Source organism: Veillonella atypica KON (assembly GCF_002959915.1).
In the GTDB taxonomy this organism is placed as follows: domain Bacteria; phylum Bacillota; class Negativicutes; order Veillonellales; family Veillonellaceae; genus Veillonella; species Veillonella atypica.
Genome location: NZ_PPDE01000006.1, coordinates 1 through 19,323 on the forward strand (window position 1 = coordinate 1; position 19,323 = coordinate 19,323).

At 44.5% G+C, this 19,323-nt stretch carries 17 protein-coding genes, 3 tRNA genes and 1 rRNA gene; all 21 read right to left on the reverse strand.

The genetic code is table 11. From position 1 onward, the window contains the following. Positions 1 to 57: 57 nt before the first annotated feature. Positions 58 to 1,620: ribosomal RNA gene (locus VAHSUH02_RS03400) — 16S ribosomal RNA — on the reverse strand. 344 nt (positions 1,621 to 1,964) lie between these two features. Beyond that, positions 1,965 to 2,040, reverse strand: a tRNA-Lys gene (locus tag VAHSUH02_RS03405). Positions 2,041 to 2,044: 4 nt separating this feature from the next. Continuing rightward, a tRNA-Gln gene (locus VAHSUH02_RS03410) sits at positions 2,045 to 2,119 on the reverse strand. A 24-nt stretch (positions 2,120 to 2,143) separates the two neighbouring features. Then, a tRNA-His gene (locus VAHSUH02_RS03415) sits at positions 2,144 to 2,219 on the reverse strand. A gap of 219 nt (positions 2,220 to 2,438) precedes the next feature. Continuing rightward, positions 2,439 to 3,278 carry a polyamine aminopropyltransferase gene (speE, locus tag VAHSUH02_RS03420; RefSeq protein ID WP_005378384.1) on the reverse strand — a complete coding sequence of 280 codons (840 nt, stop codon included), beginning with the start codon at positions 3,276 to 3,278 and terminating at the stop codon, positions 2,439 to 2,441. A gap of 58 nt (positions 3,279 to 3,336) precedes the next feature. After that, the gene (locus tag VAHSUH02_RS03425) at positions 3,337 to 3,963 is read right to left on the reverse strand and encodes a hypothetical protein (RefSeq protein ID WP_005382388.1); all 627 of its coding nucleotides are present in this window, start codon (positions 3,961 to 3,963) and stop codon (positions 3,337 to 3,339) included. A gap of 4 nt (positions 3,964 to 3,967) precedes the next feature. Further along, the gene (locus VAHSUH02_RS03430; protein ID WP_005378394.1) at positions 3,968 to 4,402 is read right to left on the reverse strand and encodes a peptidylprolyl isomerase; all 435 of its coding nucleotides are present in this window, start codon (positions 4,400 to 4,402) and stop codon (positions 3,968 to 3,970) included. Further along, positions 4,399 to 5,106: a tRNA threonylcarbamoyladenosine dehydratase gene (locus VAHSUH02_RS03435; RefSeq protein ID WP_005382389.1), complete on the reverse strand. Its 708-nt coding sequence runs from the start codon at positions 5,104 to 5,106 to the stop codon at positions 4,399 to 4,401. The genes VAHSUH02_RS03430 and VAHSUH02_RS03435 overlap by 4 nt, the downstream gene beginning before the upstream one ends. Beyond that, positions 5,106 to 5,480 carry a VOC family protein gene (locus tag VAHSUH02_RS03440; RefSeq protein ID WP_005380323.1) on the reverse strand — a complete coding sequence of 125 codons (375 nt, stop codon included), beginning with the start codon at positions 5,478 to 5,480 and terminating at the stop codon, positions 5,106 to 5,108. Before VAHSUH02_RS03440 ends, VAHSUH02_RS03435 begins: the two co-directional genes overlap by 1 nt. Positions 5,481 to 5,836: 356 nt before the next feature. Continuing rightward, complete coding sequence (locus VAHSUH02_RS09805) at positions 5,837 to 6,097, reverse strand: hypothetical protein (RefSeq protein ID WP_248841614.1); 261 nt, start codon at positions 6,095 to 6,097, stop codon at positions 5,837 to 5,839. A gap of 280 nt (positions 6,098 to 6,377) precedes the next feature. Beyond that, on the reverse strand, positions 6,378 to 6,953 hold the full coding sequence (locus tag VAHSUH02_RS03450) for an N-acetylmuramoyl-L-alanine amidase (protein WP_005382391.1): 576 nt from the start codon (positions 6,951 to 6,953) through the stop codon (positions 6,378 to 6,380). Next, a complete protein-coding gene (locus tag VAHSUH02_RS03455; RefSeq protein ID WP_005382392.1) occupies positions 6,954 to 7,346 on the reverse strand; it encodes a hypothetical protein in 393 nt (130 codons plus the stop codon). Between the two features lie 693 nt (positions 7,347 to 8,039). Beyond that, positions 8,040 to 9,173, reverse strand: coding sequence for a hypothetical protein (locus VAHSUH02_RS09740; protein WP_005382394.1), 1,134 nt, complete (start codon positions 9,171 to 9,173; stop codon positions 8,040 to 8,042). Between the two features lie 13 nt (positions 9,174 to 9,186). Continuing rightward, on the reverse strand, positions 9,187 to 9,510 hold the full coding sequence (locus VAHSUH02_RS03470; protein WP_005382395.1) for a hypothetical protein: 324 nt from the start codon (positions 9,508 to 9,510) through the stop codon (positions 9,187 to 9,189). A gap of 28 nt (positions 9,511 to 9,538) precedes the next feature. Then, entirely contained in the window at positions 9,539 to 10,294 is a 756-nt protein-coding gene (locus tag VAHSUH02_RS03475) for a hypothetical protein (protein WP_005382396.1), read from the reverse strand. Position 10,295: 1 nt separating this feature from the next. Then, the gene (locus VAHSUH02_RS03480) at positions 10,296 to 10,610 is read right to left on the reverse strand and encodes a hypothetical protein (RefSeq protein ID WP_146104597.1); all 315 of its coding nucleotides are present in this window, start codon (positions 10,608 to 10,610) and stop codon (positions 10,296 to 10,298) included. 77 nt (positions 10,611 to 10,687) lie between these two features. After that, the gene (locus tag VAHSUH02_RS03485) at positions 10,688 to 14,758 is read right to left on the reverse strand and encodes a host specificity factor TipJ family phage tail protein (protein WP_005382398.1); all 4,071 of its coding nucleotides are present in this window, start codon (positions 14,756 to 14,758) and stop codon (positions 10,688 to 10,690) included. A gap of 3 nt (positions 14,759 to 14,761) precedes the next feature. After that, entirely contained in the window at positions 14,762 to 15,088 is a 327-nt protein-coding gene (locus VAHSUH02_RS03490; protein WP_005382399.1) for an NlpC/P60 family protein, read from the reverse strand. Beyond that, positions 15,072 to 15,677: a DUF1833 family protein gene (locus tag VAHSUH02_RS03495; protein ID WP_005382400.1), complete on the reverse strand. Its 606-nt coding sequence runs from the start codon at positions 15,675 to 15,677 to the stop codon at positions 15,072 to 15,074. The genes VAHSUH02_RS03490 and VAHSUH02_RS03495 overlap by 17 nt, the downstream gene beginning before the upstream one ends. A 1-nt stretch (position 15,678) precedes the next feature. Next, positions 15,679 to 16,011 carry a phage tail protein gene (locus VAHSUH02_RS03500; protein WP_005382401.1) on the reverse strand — a complete coding sequence of 111 codons (333 nt, stop codon included), beginning with the start codon at positions 16,009 to 16,011 and terminating at the stop codon, positions 15,679 to 15,681. A gap of 2 nt (positions 16,012 to 16,013) precedes the next feature. Next, positions 16,014 to 19,226, reverse strand: a complete 3,213-nt coding sequence (locus VAHSUH02_RS03505) for a phage tail tape measure protein (RefSeq protein WP_005382402.1) — start codon at positions 19,224 to 19,226, stop codon at positions 16,014 to 16,016. Positions 19,227 to 19,323: the final 97 nt, after the last annotated feature.

Below are 19,323 nucleotides of genomic sequence, written 5' to 3' on the forward strand. Positions count from 1 at the left end.
GCCAAAGTGTCGACCTAAGTGACATCCAAGCTCTTGGCTCGGTGTATGTCTCCCTAGAAAGGAGGTGATCCAGCCGCACCTTCCGATACGGCTACCTTGTTACGACTTCACCCCAATCATCGACTTTACCTTAGACGGCTGGCTCCCGAAGGTTACCCCACCGGCTTTGGGCACTTCCGACTTTCGTGGTGTGACGGGCGGTGTGTACAAGGCCCGGGAACGTATTCACCGCAGTATGCTGACCTGCGATTACTAGCGATTCCGACTTCACGTAGGCGAGTTGCAGCCTACGATCCGAACTGAGAGAGTGTTTCTCGGGTTTGCTCCACCTCGCGGTTTCGCTTCCGTCTATTAACTCCCATTGTAGTACGTGTGTAGCCCAGGTCATAAGGGGCATGATGATTTGACGTCATCCCCGCCTTCCTCCGCATTGTCTGCGGCAGTCTCTCATGAGTTCCCACCCGAAGTGCTGGCAACATAAGATAGGGGTTGCGCTCGTTGCGGGACTTAACCCAACATCTCACGACACGAGCTGACGACAACCGTGCACCACCTGTTTTCTGGCTTCCGAAGAAGAGGAACCATCTCTGGTTCTGTCCATCAATGTCAAGACCTGGTAAGGTTCTTCGCGTTGCGTCGAATTAAACCACATACTCCACCGCTTGTGCGGGCCCCCGTCAATTCCTTTGAGTTTCAACCTTGCGGTCGTACTCCCCAGGCGGGGTACTTATTGCGTTAACTCCGGCACAGAAGGGGTCGATACCTCCTACACCTAGTACCCATCGTTTACGGCCAGGACTACCGGGGTATCTAATCCCGTTCGCTCCCCTGGCTTTCGCGCCTCAGCGTCAGTTTTCGTCCAGAAAGTCGCCTTCGCCACTGGTGTTCTTCCTAATATCTACGCATTTCACCGCTACACTAGGAATTCCACTTTCCTCTCCGATACTCTAGATCAGCAGTTTCCATCCCATCACGGGGTTAAGCCCCGAACTTTTAAGACAGACTAACTGATCCGCCTGCGCGCGCTTTACGCCCAATAATTCCGGACAACGCTTGCCACCTACGTATTACCGCGGCTGCTGGCACGTAGTTAGCCGTGGCTTTCTATTCCGGTACCGTCAAATCCTCGCACTATTCGCACAAGAACCATTCGTCCCGATTAACAGAGCTTTACAACCCGAAGGCCGTCATCACTCACGCGGCGTTGCTCCGTCAGACTTTCGTCCATTGCGGAAGATTCCCCACTGCTGCCTCCCGTAGGAGTCTGGGCCGTGTCTCAGTCCCAATGTGGCCGTTCATCCTCTCAGACCGGCTACTGATCATCGCCTTGGTGGGCCGTTACCCCTCCAACTAGCTAATCAGACGCAATCCCCTCCTTCAGTGATAGCTTATAAATAGAGGCCACCTTTCATCCAGTCTCGATGCCGAGATTGGATCGTATGCGGTATTAGCAGTCGTTTCCAACTGTTGTCCCCCTCTGAAGGGCAGGTTGATTACGCGTTACTCACCCGTTCGCCACTAAGATTGATAGAAGCAAGCTTCCATCGCTCTTCGTTCGACTTGCATGTGTTAAGCACGCCGCCAGCGTTCGTCCTGAGCCAGGATCAAACTCTCCAAGATATCTTGAAGCTATTTGAGTAGCTCAATATGTGTTGTCGTTACATTTAAGTAACTTTGAATTATGGTTGGTTTTGACCATGTCAAAACCCGCACTCTGGCATATGTTCAATCATATGATTGATTACCTATCATTGTTCAGTTTTCAAAGATCTGTACATTAGAAGTTTTAACGTTCTAACGACTTTTTAAAGTATATCAGTCATCTCATAAAACGTCAACCACTTTTTTAAGAAGTTTCGTTTTATTTTTGACCACTTGTGTTTCCACAATATACTTACCATCATAACCAAATTCTCTAAAATTAGAGATAGAAAACTCACAAACTTTCGTTTGTGAGTTTTATTTGGTGGCTCATCCGCGACTCGAACGCGGGACACCCTGATTAAAAGTCAGGTGCTCTACCAACTGAGCTAATGAACCATGTTGGCAGGGGTGGCTGGGATCGAACCAGCGCATAACGGAGTCAAAGTCCGTTGCCTTACCACTTGGCGACACCCCTACAATGATTACGATGTGTAGGTTATGGGGTGAGTAGTGGGGATCGAACCCACGCGTAACGGAGCCACAATCCGCCGTGTTAACCGCTTCACCATACCCACCACCTTGTAGGTATCGAAGACACTGTCTTCGTAACAAAGAGAATTATATCTGTTTTAGAAGTTTGTGTCAATAACTTTTTCTAATTTCATTTAACTTTCAGTTTTGAAATTAACAAGCTATATACTTCTAATATAAAACTCTTTCACATCCTAATAAAAAGGAAGTACCACCGTTAAAATGTTTTTTAACGAATGGTGCTTCCCTATTATACATATAAATTATTTATTTGGCAAATAGTTTTTTACAAAATTTGGTAATGCAAACGCAGCCTTTTGAATATCCTTGTTATAGTACTTAGTTTCAAAGTTTTGTTCACGATTTGGTTTCCATGTTAATGGGTCGTATTTTTTAGATCCAACCGTAAAGCAATGCATCCCGGCCGGATAGATTGGAATGTATGCGGTGTACAAACGAGCGATTGGGAAATGATTATTTACATAACCAAACACCTTCTCAACGAGTGGTTGATGAAGCATAGGAGATTCGGTTTGTTGTACAAATAGACCATCTGCTTTTAGAGCTTTCAACGTATTCTTATAAAACTCTTCCGTAAATAATCCTTCACCAGGACCAATTGGATCAGAGCAATCCACAATAATAACGTCATAGTAATCTTCAGCCTCTGCCATAAAGCCAATACCGTCACCAATCTTTACTGTTAACTTAGGATTGTTTTCAATCATAGCCTTAGAAATAGTAGGTAGGTATTGTTTTGCCAATTCTACAACTTTACCATCAATCTCAACCATGGTAACTTCTTTAACGCAATCATGGCGTACGCATTCTCTAGCTACACCGCCATCACCGCCACCGATAATCAGTACCCGTTCTGGATTTGGATGCAAAAACAATGGTACATGAGCAATCATTTCATGGTAGATAAACTCCTCCCGTTCAGACGTTTGGAATACACCATCTAATGCAAGCATCATGCCATATTCTTTAGACTTAAATACTTCAATTTTTTGAAATTCAGATTCACCAGAATAAAGTACCTCTTCTGCTTCAGCACTGAGACGTAAATGAGGCGTTTGCTCTTCTGTAATCCATTGACTCATAATAACCTCCTATATAGGTAGAGCGATAGCTTTCACCATCGCTCTCATAATACTAATATTATTTCTTAGTTATATAACAGAATCCACCGCCAAGGATGGTATCTTGCAACCAATGAACTAGTGAGAAATCGCGGATTTCCCCTTCATCAAAAATACCGCAACGAATATCATCACCATCCATGAACATCTTATAAATAGGCACCCAATGCCATGTATAGAGCGCAGGTTCTTTACCTTTATGGCGATTTAAGAACGCTACAGGAACATCCTGTGATAATGCATCGTGAATAAACTGCGCCGCCGCCTCTGCTTCTACGCGGGATGCAGAAAAAGGAGATACATTAAGCATGTGTACCTCATAAGGCAAATTCTTATCATCAAACAAACGACTAAGGCCACGTTCCATCCATTGCGTTTTATAAACGCCACCACCAAATCTTGGTTTTACATAGTTCCACACGACATTCATACGTTCTAATGCTAATGTATGATTCGCCGTAGTAGACACATCTAATAGGCCATCTCGAAATTCAGAATAACTCAATACCTGTGTAGCCGATGTAGGGCCACAACCAGACAAACGTTGCCATTCATCATCAAACCACTCTTGATCATAGCCGTGTGATATAGTCCCATTTACATCGATATCAAGCCACTCCGGATGTTTAACAGATACATCATTCATGAGATTAACCTTCGATTACTTCCACTGTTTCCATGATATCGCCTTGATGGATACCATCAACTACATCCATGCCTTCGATTACTTTACCAAACACAGTATGTACACCATCTAAATGAGGTTGTGGTTCGTATACGATAAAGAATTGGCTACCGCCAGTATTAGGACCACGGTGAGCCATAGACAACGCACCGCGTTCGTGTTTATGAGGATTGCCAATCAATTCGTCCTTAATTGTGTAACCAGGACCGCCTGTACCATTGCCATTAGGGCAACCACCTTGCGCTACGAATCCAGGAATTACACGATGGAATGTCAATCCATTATAGAAACCTTTATTAATAAGGTCGATAAAGTTTTGTACTGTGCCAGGTGCTTCTTTGTCAAATAATTCAATTACAATGTCTCCACCTTTTGCCATATGGATTTTTGCTTGTTTCATTGTTCAGGTACCTCCAAAATTGTACGCAACACATGTGCTGCTAATATAAAACCTGCCACTGGTGGCACAAAACTACATGTTCCTGGGCTCGTTGCTTCGCCGCGGAACTGTGGTTTTGTCGGTTTTTCTGTAGAAAATAAAACTAATTGTTTTTTTATACCCCGTTTCTTGAGTTCCCGGCGCATAATGCGTGCCAACGGGCATGTATGAGACTTATTGATATCTGCAATCATAAGTTTTTCTGGGTAAAAGCGATTACCGCCGCCCATACAGGAAATAACAGGGATGCTTTCACGTTGGCAAACCTCGATAATATTGAGTTTTGCCGTTACCATATCAATGGCATCGATCACATAATCAACGTTCAAGCTTTGAATAAATCCAGGATAGTTCTCCTCAGTATACATAATATCGTGAGTTTCTATCACTACATCAGGATTAATGGAAAGAGCTCGCGCCTTTGCGACCTCAACCTTACGTTCTCCAATGGTATCGTGTGTCGTAATCATTTGACGATTCAAATTGCTAGGTGCAATGGAATCACCATCAATAATAACGATGCGCCCTACACCAGCACGTACTAGAGCCTCGATGGCCCCACCGCCGACACCACCAACACCAAAGAGCGCAATAGATGTATCCTTTAATGTTTGGATTTTATCAGGCCCAACCAACCACTCTAAACGAGTTAACATATATTCCATTAATATTTACCCGCCGGAATGATTTCTGTCCAATATCCATCAGGATCAGCGATAAAATAAATACCCATGTCGGCATTTTCATAGGCTACAACACCCATCTCTTTATGTTTTTTTAGAGCTGCTTCGTAGTCATCTACATAAAATGCCAAGTGGAATTCATTATCCCCTAAATTATAAGGGCGATCCCAATCGCGCAACCATGTAAGTTCTAATTCATGTGCCGTATATGGACTTTTTAAATATACAAGGGTAAAAGCACCGCTTGGGTCTTCCAAGCGACGAGCCTCTTCAAGCAGTAAGGCCTCTTTATAGAAGGCTAAACTCTTATCAAGATCCTTAACATTTATATTATTATGAGCAAATGAAAACTTCATAGGACCTCCTTTTATAAATACAGTATGTTTTTGTAGGAATTATCCTCTTTTAATAGTTTCTATAGTCCTAAAATACTGATTAACTCTAGGCTTATAGTATTTTAATGTGAGCCACGGTTGAGCTACTATTCTAAATTCTAACAAATTTTAAACGTTTATCATTTCAATTATATAGTATATTTACAAGACATTCAAATACTTCCATCTACAATTAAAAGTAAAATAGGGCCTACTAACCTAGATATTATCTAAGCTAGTAGGCTCTATCAATCTTTTGTCATTCTTTCGATAATCTTTTGAAATCAGTCCATGAGTCCACCTGCTCATGCTCAGGAGATATATGGATCACCTCTCAGTCATCGACGAATTGCACCTGCTAATCCAAATACACCGCTTACCACGGCCCATGTATCACGTTGCCTTTTAAGGCGCTGTTCTGTTCGTTTGTTGCGTTTGATTTGTTCTGTCAATTCTTCTAATGATGTCGAGGCTTCGTTCAATTTCGCTTCTTGCGTCGTCAAGAGATTGGAGGCTTTCGTTAATTCTTGCCCCTGTTTCTCGTTGATTGCTTTGAGCGCGTTCAATTCCTTCGTCCGTTCTTCGTTGATAATCTTCAATTCTGTTAATGCTGTTCCCTGCGTCGCGGTTAAGTCGTTGGCTTGCTGCAATGCTTTCTCGGAGTTGTTGATTGAGCTTTCTGCTTTCGTCAAGCGCCCTTTGAGTTCGTTCCAACTGCTCACGGGTACGCTGATAGTCGGCTCTTGTGTCGAGGTACCCTCCGATGAGGCTGCATGCGAAACCGATGATAAGAACGCTAAGCACACTAAGAATAACGCGCTTAAGAGTAAACGCAGATATAATTTTGTTCTTGATAGTTTCATACATAGTTGCTCCTTCCTAAATATTACTACCCCACTGTGCGCCCCACCATCGAGCGGTGCCCCGTAACCAGTCGCCACCGCTCCATCGTTCATCACCGGCATGGCACACTAAGAGGTCCCATCGGTCAACGTTGGAGTCCGGACCGTAGGTATTGTTAGGGTAACCAGTCGGATCTAAATAATAGAGGTCTAGGCCGTCCTTATTATCGGCCGCCTCGGCGTGGGTCATTTGATGTTGTATATCAAGTGGTACACCTGCATTAATTGTGAGTACGGCCATAATTTGTGTCATTGTGGCCAACTGTTTTTTTGTTGGCGGTTCGCTACCTAGATTATTTTCACTGACTGCATCCCAACACGCTTCAATAGCAATGCCTACTGCGTTACTGTTACGCATGTAAGTGTGTTCCTTATAATCTGTTAAGGCCTCCATATCTGTCCACATCGTGCCAGCTCGGTCGATGTTGATATGGTAATCCTTGAAGTGCTTACCGCCTTTGACGCCAGTCCAATGTAGGTAGGCCTTTTCAATTTGGCCGTATGAATCTAGTGCTAAGGACTTTAACTCGTCCATTGTAATTTGTCTAAACATTTATTTCCCCCTCTCGTCATGGTTAACGTCATCAGATAGTTGTTGTATACTAGGTCGATTCATTGGCAACGTATTCTGTTCCTCTAGCTTATCAGGTATCCCATTATGGTCTTTGTCAATGAACATGCCACATAATCCAACAATGGACATAAGCACCGATGGAACGAATATGTGGTCAATGATAAGAATACCCTTATCAATAAGCTGATTCGCTTCAGGCGATACGTAGCCTTTAATCGTCGATAATACATACTGGGCAACAACTAATATCATCGGTACTAGCATGACGAGGACTAATGCCCTCGTTGCTAATACACCAGTTGGCCGTATGCCAGCTATTCGGATGGATTGATAGGACCGCTTGATGCGGTTAATGATAGCTAACTTATCCATTACCCCTCCATGCTCTGATAATCTCTAATACGCCTTGGAATATCTTTCCAAAGTCGACGAGGTCATCCTCAACCATTTCGCGTAAGTTCTCGATAATTGACCAACACTCGGAGAAGAACGGAATCAGCATGAATAGGAATGAGAAGATATGGTCCATGAATAGTTCAGTATTGGGGATAGGGATATCCGGTAGCGATTCAAACACTACCGATAAGACCATCCACGCGGGGTACTGGACGCATAACTTCGTTAGTAAATCGGATCGTAAGCGTTCACTCATAAGGTACCTACGTTTCAGCCCTGTAGTAGCATCAACATATCCACCTTTCCCCCATCCATACCATGCGAGCGTTGTAAGTAATGTTATAGGCGTATTATTCCTGTGATTATCCTTGTTATACCTAAGCACCTCCGTCGTAATGCGTTGCGCTGCGTCAATGAATAGCAGTACGGTTGTTAATATGATGATAACGCCCATACTGACAATATGCTCATGTGACACACCGCTAATCAGCATAACTAAAATGTCGTTCAATATATCCATTCACTCCCCCTAAGTGTGATAGTTACGTAATAGGAACACATGCAAGCAAGGCCTTTAGAACGAACGAATCCGTCAACGTCCGCCAAGCCTCGCCCATGAAATCAGTTAATTCTTGCATGTGTTCCCCCTTTAGTATTCCTGTGGATTAATTATACATAGTCCATTGGAGCCCCTGTTCCAATATACCGATGTTCAGTGTCCGACCAAATTAATTCCGTGTAATTAAAGGTGGTCTGCTGGAGCCCCTGTTCCAATGTACCGATGTTCAGTGTCCGATACCAAATTAAATCATTTGTCTTAAAGCTAATATTTTGAGGATTGCTTACATAAATCGGAATTTGTTGAGATGATACATTATTATTGACAGGTTGATTGCAATATAAGACTACTGGAACGCTAGATTTAATTTGAATATTAGAAATTGATTTATTAGCCCAAGCCGAAGGAATAAACGTAAATCCTTGACCTTGATATCTTGAAAAATCTGTATCCTCGTAGTTTGTAGCGTTAATTTTTAAAGTACTACCAAATAATTCATATTTAATGCCACTATCGGTTAGAGTATCATCAGCAGCTGCACCAGTTTGAACGCCTTTAATTGTATAATCGCCTACTTTTGTACCTGTGAAATTGTGGTAAGTGAGCTTGATGTCATCTTCACCTAATGGCGGAATATTCACGCTACAAGCTCCAGTACTGTCGAGCGTGAAAGGTGTATCGTTACCGAGCACCTTAACGCTGTAATGTGGTTCGCCTGTAACGGATACCACCTGTTGCCCTTGGATAACGCTTGGAATAGTTAACGCCTTAAATTCGGTACGAGGGAATGGCTTACCCATATTACCAATTAAGGCTGTAAGTACATCGTCAACGCTAGCACTTTCACACCATACGTTACCTTGTAATAACAGTGCTTTTGCATTATCTGCCGTAGCACTTGCGCCGTCCTTGCCTTTTAACGATTTTAGCCACTCAACATATGTACCTTCAAATCCGTTTAATTGAGCGATATTAAACGCACTTAGCCCGTCCTCACCCTTATCACCTTTAGGACCTTTCAAGGCCTCTAATTGCTCTGGTGTGAAATCCTCATATCGGAATGGGTCGCCTTTTGGTCCAGGTTCCCCTTGAGGACCTTGTAAACCTTTTAAACTATCAAGCCATTCCTGTTCAGTGCCTCTGAATCCATGAGCTACCGCAATAGCATAGGCGCTTTTACCTAAACCCTCAATAAGTGGAATTGTAGTTTCCTTATCAAGTTTTAAAATTAATTCGTTTTCCATACCAAGTGCCTCCTTACTTGTGCATTGAAATATCTGGAACGATGGTGACTGTCCCCTGTCCGAGCTTTATCCACTTGTGATCATTGTAAATAAAAGCATCGTACAGGTAATCACCACCCTTTAATTGGGCTTTAGCGGATTCCTTTCCACTAATGAAGAACCCTACCTGCTTAGACTGTACCACAGGAGTTAACTCTAATTTCATATCATCATACGGCCGTTTACGAATTTTGCAAACGGCATCGTATGGACTTAGGTCCATATCGGAGCCAGGGGGCACGATGTAAGTCATGCCAAAGTCCTGTCCTGCGTATAATGTGATGTCTTGTTCAATCATAAGATGTGCCTCTCATTCATATATCAAATTACGATTTCCTAAGATTACTTACGTCGGCAACTAGCAACCTTAGGCGCGAATCAACGCCAGCATCTGCTAATGCATCTTTGGTAGTTATATCTGTTTGCCATGTAGCTCCTAGGGTCAATACGTTTCCGCCTTTGATAGATACGCCATAGCCAAGGTATTCCGCTGAATACACGCCGTCCGATGGGCCAAAAGGAGATGGGGGGGAGTTGAGCAAGCAAACTGCAATAGACTGAACATTGTACGAACGAGACAATATATCATTACCAAACTTTAGATAACGATCATCCTTTGGGTCTTGCCAAGGCTTACAGTCATTTATATCGATATCGATATAATCTAATATGCGCAAAGCAGGATAATCTGAATCAAATAACGTTTGCCCCTGTTCGTTAAATACCTGCAATCCTGCTCGAATTTTGCCCGTAGAATTAGTATCCCGAGAAGTATAGTTATCAAATAAATAACAATCAACACCCGACGATTCTGGCGCTAATGCTTGAGGATGTGCATGCATTCTATAATGCGGGTATACCATACACACTTGACGCGCAAATGCGGAGGAGATAACACAATCTTCATTAATAGGTTTAATAAAGTTCAAATACATTCTTCCGCTATCATCAGCCGCAACACGGGTGTTGAAAAATAGGCTAACAACTTTCGGCACAACGCTGTGCAATTTAAAATTTCTGTACTCATCGTTAATGATGATTTGATTTTTGTCATTGTTGACTTCGAGATAAGTTGCGCTCATATTAGTATTCTCCTATAAACAATACAATCGCCAACGTATCATTATCAAAGAAATGATTATTAATCCGTGTATATTCCCAGTACACCATATCTTGATTAATCCAAGTTTTGATAAATTTCGTTGTTGGGAAGTTCCCCTTATAAGAAACGGATACAAAAGGAATAACGTATATAGTTGTATCCTTTTGTTTACCTATTACTTTTGCTGACCCAGTCCACGATGTGCAAGGGACGCACATTAACGAGCGAGTCAACCTCGCATCAGTAGACAGTATTTTTTCTCCGTATTCGTTATATATTTCAATCCCCTGTGGCATTTTATGTTTTCTCCTTATTATTAGTAGTACTGCAACCGCCATCGCTAATAGTAGCAGAATTAAGATTATTAGAATTATCATCTAAACACCCCTAACCTCACTCTTAGTACATTGTTATCATCGAACACTTTAATTAAGTTATCGGATATCTCAACCCTAGCGCCACTCGTCTTAGTGCGGAGCGTACCAATCGTTGCCGTGATAGCGTCAAGGCTATTCACCTTTAACTTATCCGCGGTAACGCTATCCGTTTGGAGCTTATCACTACTAATGGATAATGCTTGTATCTTATCCGCACTCACGGAGTTAGCTTGGAGCATACCATCCGTGATGATATTATTATCGAACAGTGCTTGGCCAGTTACGTGTAATAGCTTGCCGTCGATTCGAGTACCTTCAGGGGATAAGTTAATCCGACTAACAATATCCTTACCACTCAGATTACCGATAGCCTGTGTTACCTGAAGGTCAATACCATTGGCTAGCGTAGTAATTTGACCGGATAGGTTCTGATTAAGGTCAGTTACCTTTTGGGTAATACCCTTATCGAGTTGGACTAATTTAGATGCAAACCCGATAACAGAGGTTTTCATCGTTCCAACCTCAGAACTCATCGCTTGAATCGATTCGTCCATAGCTTTTAGCCCTAATGCTTCCGCATCAAGTAGGCTCTTATCAACCCTGTCCTTAATAGTGACCGACTTCTCGGCAACTAAGCTACTACCGAACACGTCGACATATTCACACCGCACACGGTATACTCCGGCTTTATTGGAGTAGGTGAGCATGCTAGACGTTGTCTCTAAGTCGTCCGTACGATTATCGCCAATAACGTGGCAACGGATTACATATGCCTGTGGAGGCTTCGCCCCGAAGTACAGGCTGAATCCTCCGAGTTGGTCCTTGACCTCAAACGTAGGGGCCTCTAACTGTGGCAAGTTGTACGAATACGTTGCCGGCGTTGAGTACTTACCTAGCGTACTTCGTGCATACAAGTACACCGTACCACTTCGTTTCGTAAGCGGTAGATTAGCTGAGGTACCTTTCACCTTCGCAAGTAGCGCGTTGGTATCCTTGCCTGGGTCATTATCGGTGCGTAGTTCATAATAGTCCACGTCAGCGTTCAATACATCGTTCCATGATGCGGTGGCGTGGTCCTTGAATGATACAGTAAAGTTCTTAGGCATGTCCGGTACTTCGTCCATAGCCTTGACTACGACGTCAACTACCTGGGCAGTATCGGAACGATTACCGAACCTATCCACGGCCACAGCCTTAACCTCGTACTCTTCGCCAGGGCCTAATGCCTTGATAATAACCTGGCTGTTACTACTTCCCGCATACTGCCAATCTTGACCGGCGATAACTTGGCCATTCTTAGATTTAAGTTTGTACCACACCTCAGCGCTATCAAAGTTGCCAGGATTAGCCGGTGGCTCGAACATCACTTGAAGGTCATAGTATACGCTTTTATCGGCGGTTAGGTTGTAGCGACTAATGACGTGTAGGTTCTGCACATCACCGGGCGCTTGCATCTTAGGAATCACGATTTCCTTAGTAACCCCTGTAGTGAGTTGCCCTAAATCGTTAATCGCTTGCACCTTAATCTCGTACGTAGCGCCTAATAATACATCGGATATCTCCGTGCTATTAGGTGATGCGGGGAAGTTCCCCACGTATTTCCAGGTATCACTTTTAGCGTTCCTATAGTTAACCACTACGTTGGTTATCTTGCCATCACGAGGCAGTTGCCAACGGACGGCGATTCGTGAGTACATAATGCCATTAGCTCCGTATACATCACTTACGAGGCCTATATCCTCAATATCGCTACCAACCTCAGACTTATAGTCGATAACAGGAACAGAGCCATCCGCGCTCGTATACACTTCAGGATAGTATTCCATGCACTGTATCTTGCGAGTAAGGTCTGTACCGCCTTCCGTGATAGCTAGCACCCTAAATGGTTTAGCTGCTTTGGTTAACTCACCAAAGGCGTACACACTACCAGGTTCGACTGCAATCGTTTCCTTAACCGTTACGTTACGGCCAATCACGCTTAGTACTGTGAATGTAGTCACCGCATCGGTAGCATTGTTACGAATCAGTAGTTGGTACTGCTTGCCAGGTAATGTCGATACTTCCTTATCAAGGGTGATGGTATTACCTGTAACAGCTACTACTCGGCCACCTTCGCCCCATTCAGGTACGTCATGTTGGATAAGAATAATATCCCCGATGGTACACGCTGTAGCGTCGGTGAAAGCTTCGATAGATACAGTACGCACCTCGTACTTATTGCATCGTAGGTAGTGCTTACCATGTTTGAACGCCTGGTCTAGGCTAGTACATCCCATAAGTTCTATTTGAGCAGGGTTGGTAAGGGTATCCGATTCATCGTAGGTATCGCCATACACGGGGATAACATCGCGCTCGTAGTCCTTATCCTTATTAAGGAAGGAGATTTCCACGGAGTTGGCACGGCTTTGGATACCTTGGAACTCCTCGGAGAAGCTACCTTGCTTAATGTTGGCCACCGTGAATAACTGCACTGGTGTTGACTTATAGTCGCTAACACAGGTGAATCTAGTTCCCTGTGGAATGACTTTACCACGTCCTACGTTTTCCGGATATTTGAGCGCATCCCATAACCGGCTAGCGCTATCGTAGATATAGTTAAAGGTGAATCCGTTCTTATCGCAGTTATTGGCCCAAGCCTTAAATGCATCGTAGTCCATCCGTCCATGAGGTTGGCCAAACACGACGTATTCATCGCCAAACTTACGAGCCATATGAAGTAGATCATATGCCGCCCATGCCGGGTTATCCGCGCGTTGGACTTCATACTTTTGTTGGTACGGGTTGAATACATACACGGCGGAGCGTTCTTGTATCCAGGATACTTCAGGGTCAGAGCCGTTAAGTTGAGATGTGGCCAAGGCTTTAATACCGATAAGGGCTTTACCAGGATGTACGAAGTCATCGTATATAATCTGCGTCAATTGGTTCCAGTACACCTTATTGTTGTATCGGATTGAGCTACCGTCCTTACTGGAACAACGAACACGGACTTCATACTGCGCCTTATCGAGGTTATCGAATCGGTACACTCGATAGAACGCGGTGTTAGTAGCCTCTGTAACCTTGCCCTTATAGTCGCCTTCAGCGATTTCTGCGTCAGACTTTTGACGCGTGAAGGACCAGCCGTCACCGGATTTCTTAACGAAGGCTTGCATACCCTTTTGATTGGAGAGTGGTAACTTATGCCACTCCTCGTCCGCCCCAACTTTCCGGATTTCAGCATCAAGAGTAACCGATGTAGCGTCCATTCCGCCTGTATCATTGGAGTAATACAAGCCATTAGGGAAGCTGATAGTTAACTCTATAGCATTGCATGCGTCACCTTGTACACGTTGTGTACTCCACCCGTCCTTAAGCTCATAGTTGAGTACTTGGTCTGCGTAGTTATCGTTGAAATTCGGGATAACAGTTTGGTCATTGGTACCTAATCGGATATCCACTTGCACATCTTGGTAGTTACTGATTGGGTTGGCGTTGATACGGATATCCTCGATTTTGGATAACTCGCCTTCACCGGCACAATATAAGAGGTTGAGGTACTGCTTTTCGCCATCACTGATAATGTGACGAGATAAGAGGAGCCCAGCGCTCTTCATACGGCCGTACGTAACGGCTAGAGGGTACCCTTGCCCGGTTACAGTTTTTGCCCCTCCCCATCCATAGGTGTTAGCCTGTGCGGAGTCCGTATGAGACCGGTCAGCCTTTGGCTGAGTTAACTTATTGACAAGCATATTGCCAATCATACCAATGGCCATGGAGAGTACTGTGCGCCATATTAGACTTTGGATACCAAATATAGCGCCGCTAGCGATACCGCCTGTGGCGATACTAAGGCCTATTGTTAAGATGATTCCAAAGAACTTACCGTCGATTTGAGGCATGGCCACGATATAATCGCCATCGTTAACAATGGTATCAAGCGTAGCCTCTTGGCCATTAATGGAGTATACCCAGTCGCCATCTTGTTTAGCGTAAAAGCTTAATGGCATGTTTGCCTTATAGGGGCGGTATTGTGTTTCATGCTGATCCGGTTTAAACGGATTCCTTACTAGCACTACATTAATCATCGGCTACTCCTTTCTATCGTATATATGTTTAAGCCTAGGAACGTATTTAGAAATATGTTCGATACATACACCGCTTGGCTTAGTAGCGTGAATGAATCGACCATCACCTAAATACACGCCTACGTGGTCAAGTTCCTTACCTTTTAGCGAGAATACCAGGACACTGCCCTCTGTTGGCTCCTTGACCTCTTGCCACTCGTCCATAGGAATATCTGTGTAGTTCGGAAGTGTAACACCATTACGGCGATACACCTCGGCCACTACGTCCCAACATTTCAGCTCCTCGAATGGGGTGCCCAGCATATCAGACATATCACTTGTTAGATGCATACAGACCTCCCTGTGGAATCGTTGGCTCGCCTCCGAATCGAACGCTATTACCTAATGCTCGACATCGTGACAAAGTCTTATTACACTCGGTCTCGGTGCCCTTGTATCCACACTGAATACCTTTGAATTTGAAAGGACAAAAGTCCTTCATGATGCGGACTAAAGGGAACCGACGTGTGAAACTAAAATCCGTACCGAGTGTGAACTCCATCCATTCTGCATTAGCAACGGAGCCCGTAATAACGAAGTGTTCTTCTACTTCGCACACGTTCGGTACATTTGTATTTATTACGCGGACAATAACATTCGCACCAGTGAACCCTTGATTATCCTCCGCCAGGCGTTGGATAGTCCGTGTCACATTGGACACGGACAATTTAACGTTTGGAAGGTCAGTCGAGTTATGGTTGACGTCCGCTAATTTAAACGGAAACGCGATGTATTTATTTCCCTGGAAGGTAATATCCTCAGTGTTATACACAAGTCGGACGATATCGCCTTTGTATTCGATATCAAGGAGCATGAGCCATACACCTGTGGCGTCTATTTTGTTTTTCTCCAAGATAGATGCAGTTGAAAGTGTTAACATGTTATGCCTCCTGTAATTTCACGGTACCAACCCATATGCCGTAGTCATTCGCTGCAAAGTCTAACTGATCACTAAATCGTACCTTGATAGTTTCCTTCGTTTCAGGGTTCGTCCAGTCGAATACTGTCGAACAGTTAACCTCGTCAAAGAACGACCTTAACCGTAAGTACTCAGAGGTGGGCACCTTATAGTTCACGTTGTATGACCGTAAGGCCTTAGTAGTCTTACGGCGACTAATAATCGTCATATTCTCCACTTGGCCCTTATATGTCATATCCGGTGTAGTTTCTTGAATTGGATATATTGGATATCTAATGTTTGGAAATGTTGCCATGATTAACCTGCGGCCGCTTTAATTGCATCCCGCGCACCTCCTTTATTATTTGTTACGGCTTTAACCATTACATCGATGATGTAATTTTCTCCATCGAATCTCGAGCTTTGTTGCTCAGATTCAAGGGCTTGGCCAGATTGGTTGATGATGTTAACAGTAACGTTATTCCCCTGATTACCACCTAGCATCTTACGAGTTTGACTAGCGTTATAGATACGATGGGAAGCGTTGAATTGAAGGAGCTCCGGTCCGTTTTCACCGACCAATGTCATACCTGTAGGCGCTACCCCGCCGGATGCGAACTTAGAAAACCCTCGACTACTGAACGCTGAACTAAAGGACCTACCTGTGGAGAAGGTACGACCGCCTCCACCAATATTTCCTATACCTCCGACCACTCCACCGAATAGGCTTTGCAACTTAGGCTGTAGGTATTGTTGGAATGATAAGTTCACCATCATCTTGATAATGCTATTCGTCATATCCTTGAATATGCTTATAAGCCCCTTACTAAAGGATTTCGTACCTGTGGCCATAGCCTCGAGGTTACTTGTCCAAGTCGAATTGATATTACTCATGGTACTATCAAAGGTCGACTTCGCAAGGTCAGCATAATTCACTGTTTCCTCTTGATATTGGCGCGCTGCTTCCTTCAATCGAGATTTCAAGTTACGCCCTGCCATCTCCCATAGCTTTTGTTGGGCCTCAACTAGGTTCTTCTCAATCTGTAGCCGTTGCGTAGCCGTCATCTGTGCATTAGCTAGCTCGTCTTTGGAATAGTCGATGTAGGCCTGCAGTTGTTCCGCCAAGATGGCGTCTGACTGGTCCAGTGTAAGGTGTCCAAGTTTCACCAGGTTGGACTGATGATCTAACGCTTCAGTCGTTTGTGTGTAGGCAAGCTCTCTGATTTTCTGCTCAGTATCGGCTACGAGTTTCAATCGTTCCGACTCTGCCTTCTTCTCAGCAAGTTTCTTGTCCCCTACAGCCTTGGTGTACTCACGAACGTTATCCTCAATCTGAGCCTTTTGTGCATCGGACTCAGTCTTGATAAGTTGGAGTCTATCCCCTGTACGTTCAAGGTCAAGTTTCGTAATATCCTCATTCATCTTGCGAACGCGGATAGTTTGATTCCGTTCCGCCTCAGCAAGTTTCTTTTGATATACTTCTTCGTTCTTGGCCCTTGCCTCGGCCACTAGGTTGGAGTTGGCCAACGCTTGCGCGTTAGCGTTCTTAAGGGCATCGTTAGAAGCCGATACGCTTGCAGATGTGCCTACTAATTTAGCCGTATCCACATACCCAGTAACCGCCCCGAAGTCTCCTTCGACGGACTGTTTAGCCACTACACCAGTACTAGAATTAGCACCAGTGTATCCGCCATTGCCATCAGAGATTACGATGTGATTATCTCCAAGAACTACGACGCCATCGCCTGCTTGAGGTGTATATCCATCACCAGCCGGATGCCATGCGCCCGCAGCTGCTGCCGCGTCCATAATGGAAGGAACATAACGAGGTACGTCCTTTCCAAAGGTTTCCTTGACGGAATCAGCGAACAATTTGCCACAATCCGTAGCCCAAGTACCATCAGCCCCTAGTGAGTAGGCCTTGCCAAGTTGAGCATTAGCTGCAGCTAATACACCGGAAGCTTCACCACTTCCACCACCTACGCTATTAAGCCCCGCTGCGGAACGGATAATATCTCGAATGTTCTTATTGTTCGATTCATACTGATTCTTAGCGTTGAGCTTATCAATTTCGTACTGACTACCGTCAATCTCCAAGGATTGAAGAGTTAGACTTCGAATCATGTCGTTAAGACGTTCCACGGAGCTTGCTAATTTTTCAGCCGCTTGTTCTGCTTTCTTAGCGGCGGCTTCTTGGGCCTTCGCCGCTTTGCCGGCTTCCTCATTAGCCTTATTAATGGCTTCGTTATTCGATAAGCCGTTCTTAGCGTTCTCGATTTCTTGGTCTAACTTGGCCTGTTCTTCCTCGGCTTTCTTCTTCGCCGCATCAGCCTCTTCCTTAGCCTTCATCGCAGCATCGATTTGAGCGCCTTCCTCCTTAGTGGCTAGGCGGTCGTTCTTAATCAAGCCGAAGAAGGAACTATCCTCAACCCAGTAACGGCCATCATGGTTTGCCATGTAGGCTTCACTTGTGCCCTTATCAGAGTTAAGGTTCCGATGGGCTTTCATGCCGTTAACTTCAACACCTAGGTCAGTACCTTTGGTACGTTCCTTGTATCGATAGTCAAGTAATGCTTTACCTGCCAACGCAATAGCACTGGCCAAAGCTACCCAGGGACCTGCAGCCGCTAATGTGGCAAGTCTCATGAATTTTAATGCAGTCGTTACGGACTGAATCACTGTTACCGCAATACCGGCCTCGAAACTAAATTTCACTACCCCTGAGATAGCTTCCTTCTGTTCGGTGGCCATACTGCTATAGGACTTCGTTAAGTCGATAGCCCATTGAGTGTAGTCCATAATTACTGGCAATAACTCTTGGCCAATCATGATGGCCAAACGCTTACCGGTTTGTTCCATGTCCTTTAATTGGCGATTAAACTGCGCCGATTTCTTAGCCGCTTCATCGTCAATAATAAGGCCCATAGCACGTGCCCGGTCCTCGACTTGCTTCATCGCCTCTGCAGACATATTCAGCATGCCGTGGAGTTGGTAGCCCGTCTTACCGAACAATTCCATTTCGACGCGAGTTTTTTCCGCGCCGTCCTTCATGCCTCTTAGGCGTTCTTGGATAATCTGGAATACTTCAAGAGTGTTCTTCCCTTGAATCTGATCAATACTAATCCCTAACCGACTGAACATATCGGTCGCAAGCTTCCCCTCAGCCGAGGCTGTTTGCATTTTATCTTGAGCGTTTGATACGGCTTTCGCGAACTTAGCAAACGCCGTAGTGCTTACGTCGGTAGCTACGCCCATATAGTTGGCCACGGAGATAAAGGTACTAGCTTGCTCAGCGGTGGCACCTGTTAAGGACTGCATTTTCTTAACTGATAAATTCCAGTCGAGTGCCTCTTTGGCAAGCTTTGACCCTAGACCGGTGATACCCGCACCAGCTCCAATGGTCAGCATTTCTGTTTTTAATTTTGCTAGCTCGGCAACTGTACCCTTAGAGGCGGCTGCGATTTTCTCTAAACCGGCTTGCGTATTCTTATCGGTCAGTTGCACTACGATATCTACTACATTATTCGACATCCTTATTCATCGCCTCCATTTCTAATCCCTCCAATATCCACATGAGGTTGAATAACATCGGACCCAGGTTGATATTATTCATTTCCGCAACTGTGCG

What these genes read in the sequence shown, in the direction of transcription:
- speE (WP_005378384.1), bottom strand. Translation starts at nt 3,278, where the DNA reads ATGAGTCAATGGATTACAGAAGAGCAAACGCCTCATTTACGTCTCAGT.
- VAHSUH02_RS03425 (WP_005382388.1), bottom strand. Translation starts at nt 3,963, where the DNA reads ATGAATGATGTATCTGTTAAACATCCGGAGTGGCTTGATATCGATGTA.
- VAHSUH02_RS03430 (WP_005378394.1), bottom strand. Translation starts at nt 4,402, where the DNA reads ATGAAACAAGCAAAAATCCATATGGCAAAAGGTGGAGACATTGTAATT.
- VAHSUH02_RS03435 (WP_005382389.1), bottom strand. Translation starts at nt 5,106, where the DNA reads ATGGAATATATGTTAACTCGTTTAGAGTGGTTGGTTGGGCCTGATAAA.
- VAHSUH02_RS03440 (WP_005380323.1), bottom strand. Translation starts at nt 5,480, where the DNA reads ATGAAGTTTTCATTTGCTCATAATAATATAAATGTTAAGGATCTTGAT.
- VAHSUH02_RS03450 (WP_005382391.1), bottom strand. Translation starts at nt 6,953, where the DNA reads ATGTTTAGACAAATTACAATGGACGAGTTAAAGTCCTTAGCACTAGAT.
- VAHSUH02_RS03455 (WP_005382392.1), bottom strand. Translation starts at nt 7,346, where the DNA reads ATGGATAAGTTAGCTATCATTAACCGCATCAAGCGGTCCTATCAATCC.
- VAHSUH02_RS09740 (WP_005382394.1), bottom strand. Translation starts at nt 9,173, where the DNA reads ATGGAAAACGAATTAATTTTAAAACTTGATAAGGAAACTACAATTCCA.
- VAHSUH02_RS03470 (WP_005382395.1), bottom strand. Translation starts at nt 9,510, where the DNA reads ATGATTGAACAAGACATCACATTATACGCAGGACAGGACTTTGGCATG.
- VAHSUH02_RS03475 (WP_005382396.1), bottom strand. Translation starts at nt 10,294, where the DNA reads ATGAGCGCAACTTATCTCGAAGTCAACAATGACAAAAATCAAATCATC.
- VAHSUH02_RS03480 (WP_146104597.1), bottom strand. Translation starts at nt 10,610, where the DNA reads ATGCCACAGGGGATTGAAATATATAACGAATACGGAGAAAAAATACTG.
- VAHSUH02_RS03485 (WP_005382398.1), bottom strand. Translation starts at nt 14,758, where the DNA reads ATGATTAATGTAGTGCTAGTAAGGAATCCGTTTAAACCGGATCAGCAT.
- VAHSUH02_RS03490 (WP_005382399.1), bottom strand. Translation starts at nt 15,088, where the DNA reads ATGCATCTAACAAGTGATATGTCTGATATGCTGGGCACCCCATTCGAG.
- VAHSUH02_RS03495 (WP_005382400.1), bottom strand. Translation starts at nt 15,677, where the DNA reads ATGTTAACACTTTCAACTGCATCTATCTTGGAGAAAAACAAAATAGAC.
- VAHSUH02_RS03500 (WP_005382401.1), bottom strand. Translation starts at nt 16,011, where the DNA reads ATGGCAACATTTCCAAACATTAGATATCCAATATATCCAATTCAAGAA.
- VAHSUH02_RS03505 (WP_005382402.1), bottom strand. Translation starts at nt 19,226, where the DNA reads ATGTCGAATAATGTAGTAGATATCGTAGTGCAACTGACCGATAAGAAT.